Annotated in this window: 16 protein-coding genes; 5 read left to right on the top strand and 11 right to left on the bottom strand. The window is 58.4% G+C overall.

Features of this window, described 5'->3' with window-relative positions; translation table 11 throughout:
• The first annotated feature begins 39 nt into the window (after nucleotides 1-39).
• Nucleotides 40-480, top strand: coding sequence for a hypothetical protein (locus MWH26_RS03370; RefSeq protein ID WP_247976044.1), 441 nt, complete (start codon nucleotides 40-42; stop codon nucleotides 478-480).
• Nucleotides 481-490: 10 nt separating this feature from the next.
• On the opposite strand, the gene MWH26_RS03375 is transcribed toward MWH26_RS03370, so the two are convergent.
• The 3 genes from MWH26_RS03375 to MWH26_RS03385 all read right to left on the bottom strand — a co-directional run bounded on the left by MWH26_RS03375 (nucleotide 491) and on the right by MWH26_RS03385 (nucleotide 3,902).
• Entirely contained in the window at nucleotides 491-1,252 is a 762-nt protein-coding gene (locus MWH26_RS03375) for a peptidylprolyl isomerase (protein WP_244695227.1), read from the bottom strand.
• 149 nt (nucleotides 1,253-1,401) lie between these two features.
• Nucleotides 1,402-2,307 carry a manganese catalase family protein gene (locus tag MWH26_RS03380; protein WP_247976045.1) on the bottom strand — a complete coding sequence of 302 codons (906 nt, stop codon included), beginning with the start codon at nucleotides 2,305-2,307 and terminating at the stop codon, nucleotides 1,402-1,404.
• Nucleotides 2,308-2,657: 350 nt separating this feature from the next.
• Nucleotides 2,658-3,902: a zinc dependent phospholipase C family protein gene (locus tag MWH26_RS03385; RefSeq protein WP_247976046.1), complete on the bottom strand. Its 1,245-nt coding sequence runs from the start codon at nucleotides 3,900-3,902 to the stop codon at nucleotides 2,658-2,660.
• Between the two features lie 258 nt (nucleotides 3,903-4,160).
• Between MWH26_RS03385 and MWH26_RS03390 the strand changes: the two genes are divergently transcribed.
• Nucleotides 4,161-5,201 carry a hypothetical protein gene (locus MWH26_RS03390; protein WP_244695232.1) on the top strand — a complete coding sequence of 347 codons (1,041 nt, stop codon included), beginning with the start codon at nucleotides 4,161-4,163 and terminating at the stop codon, nucleotides 5,199-5,201.
• Nucleotides 5,202-5,391: 190 nt separating this feature from the next.
• Here MWH26_RS03390 and MWH26_RS03395 read toward each other — a convergent pair whose 3' ends face one another.
• On the bottom strand, nucleotides 5,392-5,919 hold the full coding sequence (locus tag MWH26_RS03395; protein WP_244695233.1) for a CinA family protein: 528 nt from the start codon (nucleotides 5,917-5,919) through the stop codon (nucleotides 5,392-5,394).
• Nucleotides 5,920-6,037: 118 nt separating this feature from the next.
• Entirely contained in the window at nucleotides 6,038-7,336 is a 1,299-nt protein-coding gene (locus tag MWH26_RS03400) for an amidohydrolase family protein (protein ID WP_247976047.1), read from the bottom strand.
• A 158-nt stretch (nucleotides 7,337-7,494) separates the two neighbouring features.
• On the opposite strand from MWH26_RS03400, the gene MWH26_RS03405 reads away from it, so the two are divergent.
• Complete coding sequence (locus MWH26_RS03405) at nucleotides 7,495-7,746, top strand: acyl-CoA-binding protein (RefSeq protein ID WP_188556845.1); 252 nt, start codon at nucleotides 7,495-7,497, stop codon at nucleotides 7,744-7,746.
• A gap of 91 nt (nucleotides 7,747-7,837) precedes the next feature.
• Here the strand turns inward: MWH26_RS03405 and MWH26_RS03410 are convergent, their stop codons facing one another.
• Together MWH26_RS03410 and MWH26_RS03415 are read right to left on the bottom strand one after the other, a co-directional pair.
• Nucleotides 7,838-8,125, bottom strand: coding sequence for a CDGSH iron-sulfur domain-containing protein (locus MWH26_RS03410; protein ID WP_262921984.1), 288 nt, complete (start codon nucleotides 8,123-8,125; stop codon nucleotides 7,838-7,840).
• Nucleotides 8,126-8,302: 177 nt separating this feature from the next.
• Nucleotides 8,303-8,818: a GNAT family N-acetyltransferase gene (locus tag MWH26_RS03415; protein WP_247976048.1), complete on the bottom strand. Its 516-nt coding sequence runs from the start codon at nucleotides 8,816-8,818 to the stop codon at nucleotides 8,303-8,305.
• Nucleotides 8,819-8,973: 155 nt separating this feature from the next.
• Between MWH26_RS03415 and MWH26_RS03420 the strand changes: the two genes are divergently transcribed.
• The gene (locus MWH26_RS03420; RefSeq protein ID WP_247976049.1) at nucleotides 8,974-9,651 is read left to right on the top strand and encodes a DUF6565 domain-containing protein; all 678 of its coding nucleotides are present in this window, start codon (nucleotides 8,974-8,976) and stop codon (nucleotides 9,649-9,651) included.
• A gap of 165 nt (nucleotides 9,652-9,816) precedes the next feature.
• Here the strand turns inward: MWH26_RS03420 and MWH26_RS03425 are convergent, their stop codons facing one another.
• Nucleotides 9,817-10,284, bottom strand: a complete 468-nt coding sequence (locus MWH26_RS03425; protein WP_247976050.1) for a hypothetical protein — start codon at nucleotides 10,282-10,284, stop codon at nucleotides 9,817-9,819.
• Nucleotides 10,285-10,414: 130 nt separating this feature from the next.
• Between MWH26_RS03425 and MWH26_RS03430 the strand changes: the two genes are divergently transcribed.
• On the top strand, nucleotides 10,415-11,038 hold the full coding sequence (locus tag MWH26_RS03430; RefSeq protein WP_244695238.1) for a deoxynucleoside kinase: 624 nt from the start codon (nucleotides 10,415-10,417) through the stop codon (nucleotides 11,036-11,038).
• A gap of 227 nt (nucleotides 11,039-11,265) precedes the next feature.
• On the opposite strand, the gene MWH26_RS03435 is transcribed toward MWH26_RS03430, so the two are convergent.
• From MWH26_RS03435 to MWH26_RS03445, 3 genes are all read right to left on the bottom strand, one after another.
• Nucleotides 11,266-11,940 carry a DUF2461 domain-containing protein gene (locus MWH26_RS03435; protein ID WP_247976051.1) on the bottom strand — a complete coding sequence of 225 codons (675 nt, stop codon included), beginning with the start codon at nucleotides 11,938-11,940 and terminating at the stop codon, nucleotides 11,266-11,268.
• 99 nt (nucleotides 11,941-12,039) lie between these two features.
• On the bottom strand, nucleotides 12,040-12,840 hold the full coding sequence (locus tag MWH26_RS03440; RefSeq protein ID WP_247976052.1) for a DUF547 domain-containing protein: 801 nt from the start codon (nucleotides 12,838-12,840) through the stop codon (nucleotides 12,040-12,042).
• Between the two features lie 268 nt (nucleotides 12,841-13,108).
• On the bottom strand, nucleotides 13,109-13,942 hold the full coding sequence (locus tag MWH26_RS03445; RefSeq protein ID WP_247976053.1) for an MOSC domain-containing protein: 834 nt from the start codon (nucleotides 13,940-13,942) through the stop codon (nucleotides 13,109-13,111).
• Nucleotides 13,943-14,173 lie beyond the last annotated feature (231 nt).

Consider the following 14,173-nt stretch of genomic DNA (forward strand, 5'->3'; position numbering starts at 1 on the left):
TCGTAGAATAACGACTCCATTGCCGTTTACCTTCCCTCTATGTCTGTTCCCTCTTATTTGCTGCGTAGCCTGCTGCTGGTCACGGTCTGGAATACTGCCTGCAACCGCAGCCACCCTGAGCAGCCGGCCACCCAAACGCCTGCGGCTACCGATGCGGCTACGGCCGTAGCCACAGCCGAAACGCCAGAAATGCGGCTCCGTACTCCCCAGGTCGGCGACGTGTACGTGGTGCAGTTTCAGCCCCGCGATACGCAGCAACAACGCTACTATTTCTACCAGGTATACGCGGTGCATCCCGAGGCCGTGGATCTGCACCCTGCCCGGCAGGAGGCCATTAACCCGGCAGCCGACGTAAGCGCCCCCGGCTTCTTCGCCGACAACAGCCTGACTTACACCCGCGCTGAAGCGCTGGAACTGCTGCGGGAGCAACCCGGCGACGTGCTGCACAGCCGCCTGATAGCGGTGCGACGCGGAAAGTAAAACGGAAGGGCTACCGTACTACTTTCACCTTAATATCCACGTCCTTGTGAGGCCAGTGGTCAGTACCAACGGGCTCGTTGGCAATTTTGTCGATGACGTCGAAGCCCTCCACTACCTCCCCAAATACCGTGTATTCGCCGTCGAGGCTGGGCACGCCGCCCTGGGTAGCGTAGGTGCGCAGCTGGGCGGGGGTAAGCTCTCGGTTGGTGCTGGACTGGGCCTGGTAGGGGGTAAGCTTTTTGCCCTGTACAATGTAAAAATCGTGGCTGGAAGATAGTTTGCCGGGGTTTTGCTCGTCATCGTAGCGGGCCATGCCCACGGCGCCGCGCTTGTGGAAGTGCCCCGCCCGGATTTCCGGCGGCAGGCGGTAGCGGCTCAGGCGCATGGTCAGGTGGTCGGAGGTGCCACCCTGAATGGCAAAGTCTTTCACTACCCGGTTGAATACTGTCTGATCAAAGTAGCCCTTGCGGCTGAGCAGCAGAAAGTTAGCCGTGTGCAGCGGGGTATCTTCGTAGAGCCGGATGCGCATGTTGCCATGGCGCGTTTGCAGCACCACTTCGCGACCGGGATACTGCCGGCCGTAGGGAAGCAGCAGTTCCGCGGCCGTGGAGTCGGTGAGGCTCATCAGGTCGGGGCCGGGTACTACGGGTGGGGGCGGGGTAGGCGTGGCGGCCGCTGTTTCGGGTTGGGTGCGGTTGCAGGCGGCCAGCAACAGGCCCGAGACAAGCAGCGTGCAAGATCGGAACTGGCGCAAGGGTAGGAACTGGGGCATGGGAAAGCAGCACAGATGGCGAATTGCAATGATACGAACCCCGCCGTAGTTCGATAGGACACTTTTACATCCAGGGGTAGTACGCAAAAAATCCGGCTACCCCCGCAAAGCAGGAGTAGCCGGATAAAGTCATGAAGGCCGAAGCTGCTTTATAGCTTGATACCCATTTTCTTGGCAATGTCAGCAAACATTTGCGGGTCGTAATCGTCGGCGCCGGGCGAGTTGAGTTGGGGCTCTTCCTCCAGCACGGGGTAGGGAACTCCCTCAAAACCGCCCTGAATCAGCTCTAGAGGCTGACCATCCTCGGGGTGCTTGCCGTCCCAGATAACGCCCGCTGTCTTGTAGTCGTCGGGGCTGAAGGTGTATAACTTCAGGTGAAGCTTTTGCTGATCCTGCAGTTTCTTGGCTTCAGGGAAGGCATCGTTGCTAAGTTCCGGTACCGGTACCAGCTTGCTAACTTCCACACCCGTTAGCTTTTCCAGGGCCTTGGCATAGGCTACTACGTGTACGCCACCGCGCACCAGCAGATAGCCTACCACGGCGCGGGCACAGGGGTCCGACACCATTTCGTATACCCGCATTTTGTTAGCGCGGGCCCCGCATTCCAGGAAAAAGTTGTGCAGCAAATCCAGCTTTAGGTTGCCGCTGGCGTGCACGTTCTGACCCGTCCAGGGGTTGCCCATGGAGTCGACGGGCAGGGCCGATTGGGCGCTGGTCAGGAAATGGTAGCTGTTGCGCGCATCCTTGGCGTCGGCTAGCGGTGCCGGCACTGGGTCCTTACCGCGTACTGTTTGGCCGGTTAGCAGCAGGTTGATGGCGTAGGAAAGGGCCTCGATGTGGCTATATTCCTCGGCGGCAATGCTGCACGTCAGGTCATAGAACGGCCGCAACCGGTTCCGGCCCCGGAAATTGAACGACTGAAACGTGTAGTTCATCAGGGTCGACATCTCCCCGTACTTACCGCCCAGCAGTTCCTGAATGGCGGCGGCATCGTTGGGAGAGGGATTCTTCGGTTTGGGTAGCTCAACGGCCAGCCGATCATAGCGCAAGATCATAGCAAGTTGTGGTTTGGTTGGAGGACAACTAATCCGTCAGTTTGTCGCCGACTCTTTCACTAACGATGTTTTCCTGCTGGAGTTAGCACAATCCCCGAAAGTTATTCGCTTATATCTGGTTGATAATAAAACAGTTGTGTCAAGCCAGTAGTGTGATTTATAGCACCAAATTCAGATAGATAGACTACCACGACTACCCTTGCTTAAGGTCGCTTAGTGCAAGCGTGTAAACTGTAAGGCGCTATCCGTCAAATAGGTAACGTCAACTTCGGCTTATCGGACCCACAAAAAAAGTGCGGCCAGCTGAGGAGCTGGCCGCACTTGCCTAATTGCGCTTTCTGCTGAGGAGGTTACCAGCCTGAGCCCGCCGGGGAGCCCCAACCGTCGTCGGCTGGTTTTTTCTTTTGCTTGGCTGGCTTCTCAGCTTTCATCTTCTCCTTTTGGGCGGGAGAGGCTACCGGCTTGCTCTTGGTTTTAACTTTGGTTGTACCGGCGGGTAAGGCAGGGGCCCCCGCTACCGGCGCCGGATTTACTACCGGTGAGGCCTCCGCGTCGGGTGGGAGGGCCTGCATGTCTTTGGCCGCGTTAATCATATCGGGCCGCTCGGCTTCTTTGAACTTCTGCAACGCCAGCAGCATCTGCTGATCTACCAGCCCGTTGTCCTTCCAGATCTTCATTTCCTCGTCTAGCTTCTCCTTTTCCTCCTTGCTGGGGGCTTTCTTCAGCAGGGCGTTCAGATCAGGGCTGCCAGCATCCTTCCAGGCCGTCATCCACATAGATGCCACCATGGTAGGGGCCAACTTAATGCGGTAAGCGACCTGGCCGCCGACTTTTTCGTGGTAAGAGTCGGCAAAGGCATCGGAATAAGAGCGGCGGGTCTTGCCGTACTTGTGGCTGAAGATATACTTGGTTTCGGGCGTGTACTTGCGGGTAATTTCTTCCTCCTTATCGAAGGTATCTCCCAGAAAGCCATAGGAATCCTGTACGGCTTGCCACACCTCCTTCAGCGCATCCTTGGAGTAGTGCCCCGATTCGCTGTCGAGCTTGTACTTGGCAATGTGGCGTTCGGGGAGCTTGCTGTCCCACAAGGCATGAATGCCCTCCTGCTTTGAGAGCTGCCCATTGTAGTTAAGCGTCATATTCAGGGGCACGTAGGCATCGGCTACGTAGTGGCCCAGGTCGGCGGAAAGGGCGATGATGGCAGTAGTATCGCGCTGGCGGAAGGCTTCCGTTAGCTTGGCTTTGGTTTCTAGCACGGCCCAGGGCAGGGTGCCGTATTTGCGCAGGGTATCGGCCGTGTACTTGGCCTCGGCCTTGTCCCAGGCCTTGGGCATGACCCCAAACGGGTCGTCGCCGTAGTGGTCCATGCGGATGAAGTGCTTGCTAGCTTCCAGTGGATCCTGGCTGCTCCGCTCGTCGGCGGCAGTGCTCAGCCGAATCAACTGAGGCAGGTTGCGGTAGTAGAAGCCGCGCATGGCTGAGGGCAGCGCGTACACCGAAATCTGCGTGATGGTGCGGTGACCGAAAAAGCCCCAGCCCGGGGACAGAATGGGGCACAACAGCACGACAAAAAGAGTGAGTAGAAGTTTTTTCATAACGGCAGTGCGCGGCAAGGGTAACCACCAGCAAAGTTACAACGGAAGCACTTGATGTGCTGATTTTTGCCTGGAAGTTCTGCGCGCCAGGCGTCTGCAGTAACTCGGCTGACCGTAGCCTTTTCTGGTGGCCGCGGAACCCTTGGCAACCCGGTGCACCCGTAGGAAAAGCGGTAGGAACAGCCAAGGCAAGGGCCCGCGCGTACGCTGGCTAAAGCGTAGCTTGTGCTGCCAACTCTCACTTGTTCGTTTGCCCGCGTGACTCTGATTTCCAAAAAGAAGATTACCTACGCCATTGCCGAGCCGCTGCGCCGCTACCTCCACCAGTATGACCGGGAAACCCACCTGCCCGTCACGTACCTGGACTTGACGCGCATCAGCGGGAGCTTTCCGCTGCTGGACCGGCAAGGCCGCGATACGCTCTGGGAAACTGTGTTCTACGAGCCTCAGGCCCTGCGGGAGTTGGGAGAAGGCCTTACCCAGGTATACGCCCTACTCAAAACGGCCGGCGACCTGTCCTTCACCGACCACCTGCTGGCTGACCGGATTGATTACTGCCGCTTCGGTAACTCCAATCCGTTTCGGGTGCGCATCGTCAATCAGCTCAACGATAACTACGACTATTTCTACGTGAAGCGGGCCGATGCTTCCCGCGTGTACGGCCTAGAGTTGGAACACCTACTCTCGCCCAATAGTATGAACTACCTCGTGCACGGCGCTACCTTGATTGAAGAGCACATTGCTGGGATTCCCGGCGACGACTTTATCCGGGACCATCTGCAGCGGCCTCACCTCAACCAGGTGCGCATTGCCAAGGAGTTCGTCAAGTTTAATGAGCGGTGCTTTGCCCGCCTGCTCGGGGATATGCGCGCCTACAACTACGTCATCGACGTAACGCCCGACTTCGAGGATGAGCAGTACCGCGTCCGGGCCATCGACTTCGACCAGCAGTGCTACGAGGGCAAGAAGAACATGTACCTACCGCAGTTTTTCAAGGATAACCGCGCCGTGGTGCTGCTGTGTAGCCAGCTGCTGACTGCCGAAACCATCCGGCAGTACCAAACGGAGGAGCGCACCCTCATGGCCCGGCGCGCCCGCTCCGAGCGCTACCGCCTGAAAGATCTGATGGATTGCCTGCGCCGGGATGAGGTGTCGCCGCCGGAAAAAGTCAACCAGCTCAAAGCCCAGCTCAACCAGCACCACCACACCGAGGAGTTTAGCGCCTGCCGCACCATGGGCGACCTAGTACGCCTGAATCTACTGCTCATGTTAGGCCGCAACCGAGCGGTGAAACAATGAGTGAAGTGTCATGATGAGGAAGAACGGCGCCGCCATTCGTCTCGGTCAACGTGCTACCCCTCTCAATGTGACAAGCCCTTACCTCCAGCACAGAAGTAAGGGCTTGTCATATTAGCAGGCTTCGAGCAAACGAGTCCTGGTGAGGGCACCGAGGTCAGGACTCGTTTGCAGGCGAGGAAAGAGCTTTTACTTACTTCATTTTCTCTTCAACGGCGGAGCCAGCGTGTTGCTGGGCGTGTTCATCAAGTAAGGTGTTAAGGTAGTCGAAGATGTAGTCGGCGGCTAATTGGCGCACTTTATCACAGTTGCCCTCAAACTCCTGGCGTAGCTCGTAAGCGCGGTTTTGGTGCAGCACCGTGAAGTACATCGTACCCACCGGCTTGTCCTCCGACTCGGAGGCGCCGCCGCCGCACAGACCCGTTACGGCCACGCAAACGTCGGCCGTAGGTAAGTGCTTGTGCAGGCCCATCACCATTTCGTTGGTAACCTGCTGGCTTTCGGCGGTATAGAGGGCCAGCGTCTCCTTCTTGACCCCGAGCAGGCGCTGCTTGGCAATGGGGTGGTAGGTAACCACCGAGCCCAGCAGCACTTCGCTGCTCCCGAAGGCCTTAACAAACTCGGAAGCCAGCAGCCCCGCCGTGCAGCTTTCCGCAAAAGCGAGGGTGAGCTTATACTGCAGAAATTTCTGCGCAAGGGAATTCAGGTCGGAAGGCTTCATAGCAAGATTAAGGAACAGAGTGCCTTCTGTACGCCAGGTAGTCGCCTAAATGTTATGGCCGAGCTAGCCGGCCTTGCGCCGAAGTGTGTGCAAAGTGGGCTTCCCAGCCGCCATAACCCTATTCCTGACGGTATATTACACCTTGCTTCATTACAAACCGCACGCGCTGCATGGCATTAATGTCCTGTACCGGGTCGCCTTCCACGGCCACTACGTCGGCCAGCTTGCCCGGCTCCAGGGTGCCCAGGGCCGGGGTTTGGCCCAGCAGCTCGGCGGCGTTTACGGTGGCGGCCCGCAGGGCCTGCAGCGGAGGCATACCCGCTTCTACCATGTAGCGAAACTCAAAAGCATTTACTCCGTGCCGGAACACGGAGGCATCGGTGCCAAACGCAATTTTTACCCCGGCTTTGTACGCCCGCCCGAATGTGCCCTGGAGCTTGGGCCCGATGGCCAACGCCTTGGGCGTCACCAGTGGGGGGTAGTAGTTCGGGTTTTTAGCGGCCGAGTCGGCAACTGATTTGCCGGCCGTGATAGTGGGCACGTACCAGGTGCCGTACTTTTTCATGAGCTGGATGGTTTCGTCGTCCATTAGGGTGCCGTGCTCAATGCTGGTGACGCCCGCCCGAATGGCCCGCTTCATGCCCTCCGCGCCGTGGGCGTGGCAGGCTACGTTCAGCCCCAAATCACGCGCAGTTTGCACCACCGCCCGAATTTCCTCCTCGGTAAATTGGGGCGCCGAGCCGTCTTTGGCTACGCTGAGCACGCCACCGGTGCTGGCAATCTTAATAAGGTCGGCGCCGCGCTTGTACTGTTCCCGCACGGCCTGCCGGCCCTGGTCGGGGCCGTTGGCTACCCCATCGGCGGGGCCAGGCATGCCCATCAAATCCAGGCGGTAGCCGTTGGTTGGGTCCATGTGGCCGCCCGTGCCCGATATGGCCTTGCCCGCCGTGAAGATGCGCGGCCCCACCACCTGCCCCCGGTTGATGGCATTACGCAACGCCAGATTGACGCCCGAGCCGCCCAAGTCGCGCACGGTAGTGAAACCCGCCAGCAGGGTTTTGCGGGCGTGCTCTAGGGCCCCAAAGGCCACGTCGGCAGGATTCTGAGTGAATTCCTTGAGGTAGTTGTCCTTGCTGGTTTCGCCCTCCAAATGCACGTGGCAGTCGATGAGGCCCGGTAGCACGGTGCGGTTTTTTAGGTCCACTACTTTGTCGCGGCTGGTGGCGGGGGTAGTGTAACCGCGCTCCACGGCCAGTACCCGGCCGTTTTCAACCACCACGGTCATTTCGGTTTGGGCCCGGTCCTGGCGCATGTCGAGGAGGCGGCCGCAGTGCAGGTAGGTTTTTTGGGCTAGGGCCGCCGGCGCCAGCAGTAAGGCGCCGCCCAGGCTCAGGCCAGCTAGTAGTCGTTGTAGCATAACAGCAGACAGGTAAGAAGTAGGAGGGGAAGATACAATACAGAAAAATGCTGCATGCAGCCTAATTGCCGGCCAATCCGTATCTTTTGTCGCCGCCCGCTCCACTCTAGGGCTTAGGCGGCAGCTATTCCTCTCCTTAACCATCTTACCCTTCCGTCATGGCTACCTCCGCCGACTTCGAAGCTGCCCAGCAGCGCGTTCAGCAGCTCCCCAGCAAACCCGATAACACCACGCTGCTGAAACTATATGCCCTCTTCAAGCAAGCCAGTGAGGGCGACGTAACCGGCGACCGGCCCGGGGGCTTCGACTTTAAAGCCATTGCCAAATACGATGCCTGGGCTGGCCTGCGCGGCAAATCCCAGGATGAGGCCCGCCAGGATTACGTAGATTTCGTGAATTCCCTGTTTTAGGCGTTCCGGTTTCCTTATAGCAAGCAAGGCCCGCTACCAACACTGGTAGCGGGCCTTGCTTATGTCAGGAGTAGCCAAAAGGCAGTAGCAACTAGGCTAGGGGCTGATTGCCAGCATCCGGAGTGGCCGGAGCTGCCGGAGCGGGCGCAGCCGGCGCCCCGCTAGGCGTGGGCAAATCAAAGGCTACGGCGTTGTGCTCAAAGTGACCCTTGTGCGAGCCGTCGCAGAAAGGCTTGTTGCTGGAGAGCCCGCACCGGCAGATGCTGATTCGTTCCCGGCCGCCGAGGCCGTAGGGCTGGCCCTGGGCGTCAACCAGCTCAAAATCAGTGCCCTCTACCCGGAGAGAGCCGTTGCTAAGTACGGTTAGTTTGGTAGCCATATGCTGGAAAGGTGAAGTGGTGAATTTGTGAGTTAATCAAGGGAGGAGCTAGGCCAAGTAGCTGGGAGGAAGTGGTTGCTTTCACTAGGGAAAGCTCGTGTTGGGCTTGTGCTAAGCGTTGCCGAAGCATGGCACATACTTTATGTGCTGCTTTTCGGTGTCTCGTCTACCGCACCGTTAGCGCAACTCCTTGCGCATAACGTAGTCGTTCATCCAGTAAGGCCCAATGGCAATGTCCTCCTCGCGGTGCAGCTTAAAACCCAGGCGCTCGTAGAAGGCCAAGGCGGGATTATGGCGGTTGACGTTCAGTTCCAGGGTTTGCCCGCCGGCCTCGCGCACGGTCTGTTCTACGGCCTGTACCAACTGCTGGCCCAAACCCTGGCCTTGGGCCGAGGGTAGCACGTAAATTTTATGGAGCTTGTACAAGCCCTCGCCCGGCTGGGCCGAAAAGGAAGCGTACCCACTGGCTTCCCCGTCTACGTACACGAGCAAAAAGGTGTGGCCCTGCTCCGTCATTTGCCGCTCCAGGGAGGCGGGCGTATAAATCACGCGGTACATGTAGTCGATCTGCTCCCGCGAGATGATGAAGCGGTAAGTCGGCTCCCAGGTGGCTTCGGCCAGCCCAATAATCGTCGGAATATCAGCTAGCGTAGCGGACTGGATGCGAAGCGGAGCGGCAGTGGGGACGGACATAGCGGGCAAAAAACGGCATTATTCGGCGCAAAACCGAACCTCACCCCCCGTTTCGCTCGTTTTGGGTCGGAAATTGCGTGTGTCACGTACACGACTCCGGCCCCGCGGCCGTTTTACGCTTTACTTCATCACCCACCCCGACGCCTACCTGCCCTATGAAGCCTTTCCTGTTTTCCTTCGCGCTCCTGACGGCGGCTGGCCTGTTGGCCTCTTCGGCTGCCTTCGCCCAGCAAACCCCCAAACCCGCCCCCAGAACCACAAAAACACCGTCTGCCAGCTCCACTACCTCCGGAGTAGAGCAGGACTTGCGCGTGTTTAGTGACTGGGTCAACGACAAAGTGGAGCAGGCCGCTACCACAGCCCGCCGCGAGCTGCCCCGCATCACGGAGGAGTTTGACCGCCAGAGCACCCGCATCGACAAGGCCGTGGACAGCCTCACGGTGGAGGGCAAGCGCGAGTACACCATCCAGAAGACGCGCTATAAGAAGTGGGCAACCCGCCAGGATAGCCTAGATGCCGCCGCCCGTCGCCCGGCCACGACCCAGGAAGCCCAGCGCCGCTTGCTCGGCGAAGAAGTGAACATCAGCCGGGCCCGCCCTACGGAGCTGCCCGACCTGTACTTCCGCCTGGTAGAAAACATGCGTTCCGATAAAAGAAACTGGACCCAGGCCGATTGGAGCGCTGCCAGCGCCGTGCTAAGCCGCCTGAATGCCCGCTACGAGCAGGTCCGGGAGCAACTGCCCCTGGAGGAGCGCCTGCGCATCCGCAGCTTGCAGGGCGAGTTCCGTACGCTGGAAAAAGCCCGTGACGTGAAGGACGTAATCCGGGAGTAACGTAGTTGGCCTACTTACACGCACAAGCGCCGCGCTACCGTTGGGTGGCGCGGCGCTTGTGCGTGTACATGGGTAACACCAGCACTTAACAACTTGGTAGTTAGACTACAAGAAAAGGTGTTACCTGCTCTTCAAGCAGTGGAAAGAATGGCTTCAGACTTCCGGTTAGGGCAGAGACGGAACCGCCGGATCCGGGGAGTGGTGTTCCTGGGCCAGCCACTCCCAAGCCGCCGGCAGCTTGTGGAAAAGTTGAATGGGTAGCTGCTGGCGAACCCGCTCAAAAAAGTCAACGCTGACCAATTGGTTGTGCACCTCGGGCGAGAAAACGTAGGCAATGGCCCGTAGCCCCGTGTCCATGGCCTGGGGTAGCCATTCGTACTCCAGCCAGTCCATGGCCTCGCTCCAGTCGCCGGTGGCTTGGCTTTTATCATTGAGCAGCAGCGGGTAGCGCAGGCGGGCGTGCAGGCCCAGGCCGTCCCGGGCTACCCGAATTATCTCGCGGCCCGTCAGGTTGCCAAACCACTGCACGTACAGCAACTGGTGAGTGGGGGAGTGGTGAAACTCTACCAATGGGTGGCCATGGGCATCGGGCAGGGAGCCCAGGAATTCAAGGGGTAGCGAAGGCGTGGCCACAACAAACAGCGTAGGGTGAAGAGTATGCAGTATACCCAAAAGTATATTAACTCGACCTGATCAGGTTTCGCTATTTGGTTCGGCTGGCATCCGCTATTTTTACCGCTCCGTTTTTTTCTGCGCTTCGCTCATGCACATTGCAATCGTCGGCAACATTGGCGCCGGCAAGACCACGCTGGCCAATAAATTGGCTCATCACTTCAACTGGGAAGTATTTCTGGAAGATGTGGACCACAATCCTTACCTAAAGGATTTCTACGATGATATGCCGCGCTGGGCGTTTCACCTGCAGGTGTACTTCCTCAATAGCCGCTTTCACCAAACCCAGCGCATCAAGGAACTGCAGCTGGCTGGCAAAGGAGTAATCCAGGACCGCACGATTTACGAGGACGCCCATATTTTCGCGGCCAACCTGCACCAGTCGGGCCTGATGACGGAGCGCGACTACCAGAACTACCTGAGCTTGTTCAACTCCATGATCAGCATGGTGAACCCACCGGACCTGCTGCTCTACCTGCGCGCCGACCTGCCCAAGCTGGTTTCCCAGATTGACAAGCGCAACCGCGACTACGAAAACAACATCAAGATTGACTACCTCAAGCACCTGAACGAGCACTACGAGGAGTGGATCAGCGGCTACAAGCATGGGAAGCTGCTGATTGTGGACGTTAACAACCTCGATTACGTCAATCAGCCCGAGGACCTAAGCGTCATCATCGAAAAAATCAACAGCACCCTGTTTGGGCTGTTTTAAGCAGTGAATAAGCAAGGAAGTCTCCCTTGCTGCCCAGGCGAGCGGCACGAAGGCGTCCTTCCTGCTTTATGCCCGAAGCCTAATAATACGACAAGCCCTTACCTCCAGCACGGAGGTAAGGGCTTGTCGTATTTCAGGGGTAGCACGGTGGTCAGGACGGATGGCCGTGCTTTATTCGCCGGGCCAACTCACTCAATCACTCAGCCATTCGGTTACTGGTTCACCGCTTATTCTTCCCGCATAGCTTCGTTGAGAAAGGCGACAAAAGGCCGTGCGGCTTGCCACGCGGCTAGTACCCGGGCTGGGAAGTCGGGTCGGCGCACTTCGGCGTCGGGGAAGGAGCGCCACACGAAAAAGCTTTTCAGACGTATCCACTCTATGTCCGGGTCGGCGCGGTCATAGCCCTTGGGTGCGGTTTTCAGGGCCTGCGACATGTCCAAGCCCTCAGGAAACTGGCTGAGTAGCGTAGCATCTTGGCGCAGCGCATGAAAAGCGGGGGCGTTATAGTGAATTTCCTGGCGGATGCGGGCCAGCTGGGCGGGCTCCGGCATCCAGCGGCCAGCCCCTACGTACGTTTCGCCGCCGGGCTCCACGGCCACAAAATACCCAGCCCAGGGGCTGTGCCGGCCGCCGGGCTTGAAGCCGGCGCCCATGTGCCGCTTATACGGCTCGTCGCTCTGCTGAAACCGGTCGTTTTTGTTAATACGGAACATGACGTCCGGGGGAGTGAGGCCCCGGAGGCCGGGCTCCAGCTCGGCGGACGCGTCGCGCAGCAGCGTGGCCACAAAGGAGCTGTACTCGGCGCGGGCCCGGTGATAGTCGGCGCGGTGGGCGTCCATCCAGGCTTTGTTGTTGTTAGCAGCAAGGTTGCGCAGAAAATCCAGAACGAGGGTAAGGTTCATAGCAGATAAGCCAAGGAGACGGGTAAGGCAAATACAAGAACGCCCCGCACCGCTAGGCGGTACGGGGCGATAACTGCCGGGGTTAACCCGCAGGCTGCGCTAGCGCTTATTCAGCGCCTGCGTGTTGCTTAGGCCAGTGCGGTCGTTCAGGGCCCAGCTAAAGGATTGAAACTCCACCTGCGCCGTGGGCAAAAGGGGCGTGCGGGCGTAGCGGTTAACAAACGCTATTAGCTGCGCTTCCGACCCGAACTCGGCGGAATAAGCTTCAAACAAACCAGAAAGCTGGGCGTGCTGAGGGGCCAGCTGGTTGAAGGTAGGGTCATTGATGAAGCGGCGGGTTTGCTCGTCGAGCTGCGCGGTCAGCCGCGAGCCAGCGTATGCTTCCGCCTGCACTGGAGCACCGGAAGCAGCCCCGTACATTAGGGCAAAATGCACGCGCGGGTCGTGAAACTGGTCGCGGAGCATGAGGCGTTCAATCTGGTTTAGCGAGTAGCTCTGGCCACCCACGTTTACTACCGGCACTTCCCACGGCGACTTCAGACCGCTGACCATCTTCACCCGGATGTCGTTGATGCTGGCTACGGGGTAGTACTGCACTATCAGGGAAGTGGCCGCCGCGTTGTACACGTTCAGCCAGAAGGCTTTCGTGTCGTTCGAGTTCCAGAAAATAGGGTCAGGCTTCACCTTGCGCAAGCTTTCCAGGTACCCCAGCAGCTGGCCCTCGTCCTCAATCAGCCCTTCGTAGTTCAGGCGGCCGTCGGCGGTTACGTGCCGTTGCAGCAGTTCGCTCCAGGGCTCGTGCAGGAGTTGCAGGGTGTTGTTGTCCTCGGCTCGTAGCAGCAAAGGCGACAGCAAGCACAGAAACAGAAGAAGGAAGCGGTGGGGCAGGGGGCGATGCATGCAATAGGGGCGCAAAAACAACATAAGCCATCAGCAGGCAAATTCTGCCGAAGGAACATGCCTACTAGCCAACCCTACTTCTATGCAAAGCACTTTTGTTTCCAAGAAGTATGGTTTGACCAAGAAGCAATTGAATTATCAAATATATAGCATTATGGCAATAACCTATATCTTTTCTTAAATTTTTTTGCATTCTGCGGGGGCTCAACAGTAAGGCAGTGCTCGGCTGTTGCCATATGTATTTAGCAACGGTCTGTATGTAAGTGGCTTAGCTTTTAAAGCTGTCTACGCTAATAACGTCGCCTACACGCAGGGTGCCTTGGCCGGGACCGGTAACATTCTGCCCGAATAGAACTTTGTTTTTGCTACCCTGCGAGCGGTAGGAAGCCAGGGTGCGGAGCGGCTCGCCGTGCGGGTTTTTACGGGCTGTTTGCTGGTCAATGGTTGTTAGAATGCACCGGCCGCAGCCCCGTACGGCCCGGAAAGGCACCTCACCTACCCGGAAGTCGTGCCAGGCATCTTCGCCGAAAGGCTGTCCGCCGCTGAAAACCAGATTGGGCCGGAACCGATCCATGCCCACGGGCTCGGCCAGGCGTGTGTTTAACTCTCCCAACGACTCCTGCCCGATAAGCAGGAAAGGGTAGCCATCGGCGAAGCTAACCAGCTGGCCTTCGGGATTATGCTCGGGCTCCACATCGCGCCGCACCATGTCCGACATATACACCAGCTTGCTGGGCTGACCCAGGGCCTCAGAAAGCCACTCGTCGCACTCCGGGCGGGCCCGCCAGGCAAACACCATATCGTCCCAGATGGTGGCAAACAACGTTTTTTCCGGGGTGGCTTCGAAGGGAACGAAGAGGGGGAGTAAATCGGGGCGGGCCTGGTGGCTGAGCAAAAAGCCGTTGTAGGCGGAGGCTACCTTCAGGTGCGCCATAGCGGCGGTTTGCCGCTGGGTCATGAACTGGTTCCGCTCATTAACAATTAGCCAGCGCCGGTCGTGGCGTAAGCCGCGGGCTTCTACGGCGGCTTCCGTAACGCGAATCCCGCCCAGGGATTTAACCGGATACATATACAGGTCGGAGAGAAGTAGGGGTGCAGCCATGCTGCAAAGATGGGAAATAGTGAGGTGGTGGGACAGTGAAATGGTGAATGCGTGATTGTGTGAGGTGCTATATCGGCAAGCATATGGCGCCTTTCGCCCACACTGTACGGGTCATGGCACGGCGACACAACGACGCCACCCTTCCGAACCACGGTGCTACCCTTCCAAACGTGACAAGCCCTTACCTCCGCGTTGGAAGTAAGGGCTCGTCAGTTTATTAGGTTAGTCACA

Origin of the sequence: Hymenobacter sublimis, assembly GCF_023101345.1 — a bacterium.
In the GTDB taxonomy this organism is placed as follows: Bacteria; Bacteroidota; Bacteroidia; order Cytophagales; family Hymenobacteraceae; genus Hymenobacter; species Hymenobacter sublimis.

Excerpts from the sequence above, each read along its gene's own strand:
- MWH26_RS03370 (WP_247976044.1), top strand. The coding sequence starts at position 40 with ATGTCTGTTCCCTCTTATTTGCTGCGTAGCCTGCTGCTGGTCACGGTC.
- MWH26_RS03375 (WP_244695227.1), bottom strand. The coding sequence starts at position 1,252 with ATGCCCCAGTTCCTACCCTTGCGCCAGTTCCGATCTTGCACGCTGCTT.
- MWH26_RS03380 (WP_247976045.1), bottom strand. The coding sequence starts at position 2,307 with ATGATCTTGCGCTATGATCGGCTGGCCGTTGAGCTACCCAAACCGAAG.
- MWH26_RS03385 (WP_247976046.1), bottom strand. The coding sequence starts at position 3,902 with ATGAAAAAACTTCTACTCACTCTTTTTGTCGTGCTGTTGTGCCCCATT.
- MWH26_RS03395 (WP_244695233.1), bottom strand. The coding sequence starts at position 5,919 with ATGAAGCCTTCCGACCTGAATTCCCTTGCGCAGAAATTTCTGCAGTAT.
- MWH26_RS03400 (WP_247976047.1), bottom strand. The coding sequence starts at position 7,336 with ATGCTACAACGACTACTAGCTGGCCTGAGCCTGGGCGGCGCCTTACTG.
- MWH26_RS03405 (WP_188556845.1), top strand. The coding sequence starts at position 7,495 with ATGGCTACCTCCGCCGACTTCGAAGCTGCCCAGCAGCGCGTTCAGCAG.
- MWH26_RS03410 (WP_262921984.1), bottom strand. The coding sequence starts at position 8,125 with ATGGCTACCAAACTAACCGTACTTAGCAACGGCTCTCTCCGGGTAGAG.
- MWH26_RS03415 (WP_247976048.1), bottom strand. The coding sequence starts at position 8,818 with ATGTCCGTCCCCACTGCCGCTCCGCTTCGCATCCAGTCCGCTACGCTA.
- MWH26_RS03420 (WP_247976049.1), top strand. The coding sequence starts at position 8,974 with ATGAAGCCTTTCCTGTTTTCCTTCGCGCTCCTGACGGCGGCTGGCCTG.
- MWH26_RS03430 (WP_244695238.1), top strand. The coding sequence starts at position 10,415 with ATGCACATTGCAATCGTCGGCAACATTGGCGCCGGCAAGACCACGCTG.
- MWH26_RS03435 (WP_247976051.1), bottom strand. The coding sequence starts at position 11,940 with ATGAACCTTACCCTCGTTCTGGATTTTCTGCGCAACCTTGCTGCTAAC.
- MWH26_RS03440 (WP_247976052.1), bottom strand. The coding sequence starts at position 12,840 with ATGCATCGCCCCCTGCCCCACCGCTTCCTTCTTCTGTTTCTGTGCTTG.
- MWH26_RS03445 (WP_247976053.1), bottom strand. The coding sequence starts at position 13,942 with ATGGCTGCACCCCTACTTCTCTCCGACCTGTATATGTATCCGGTTAAA.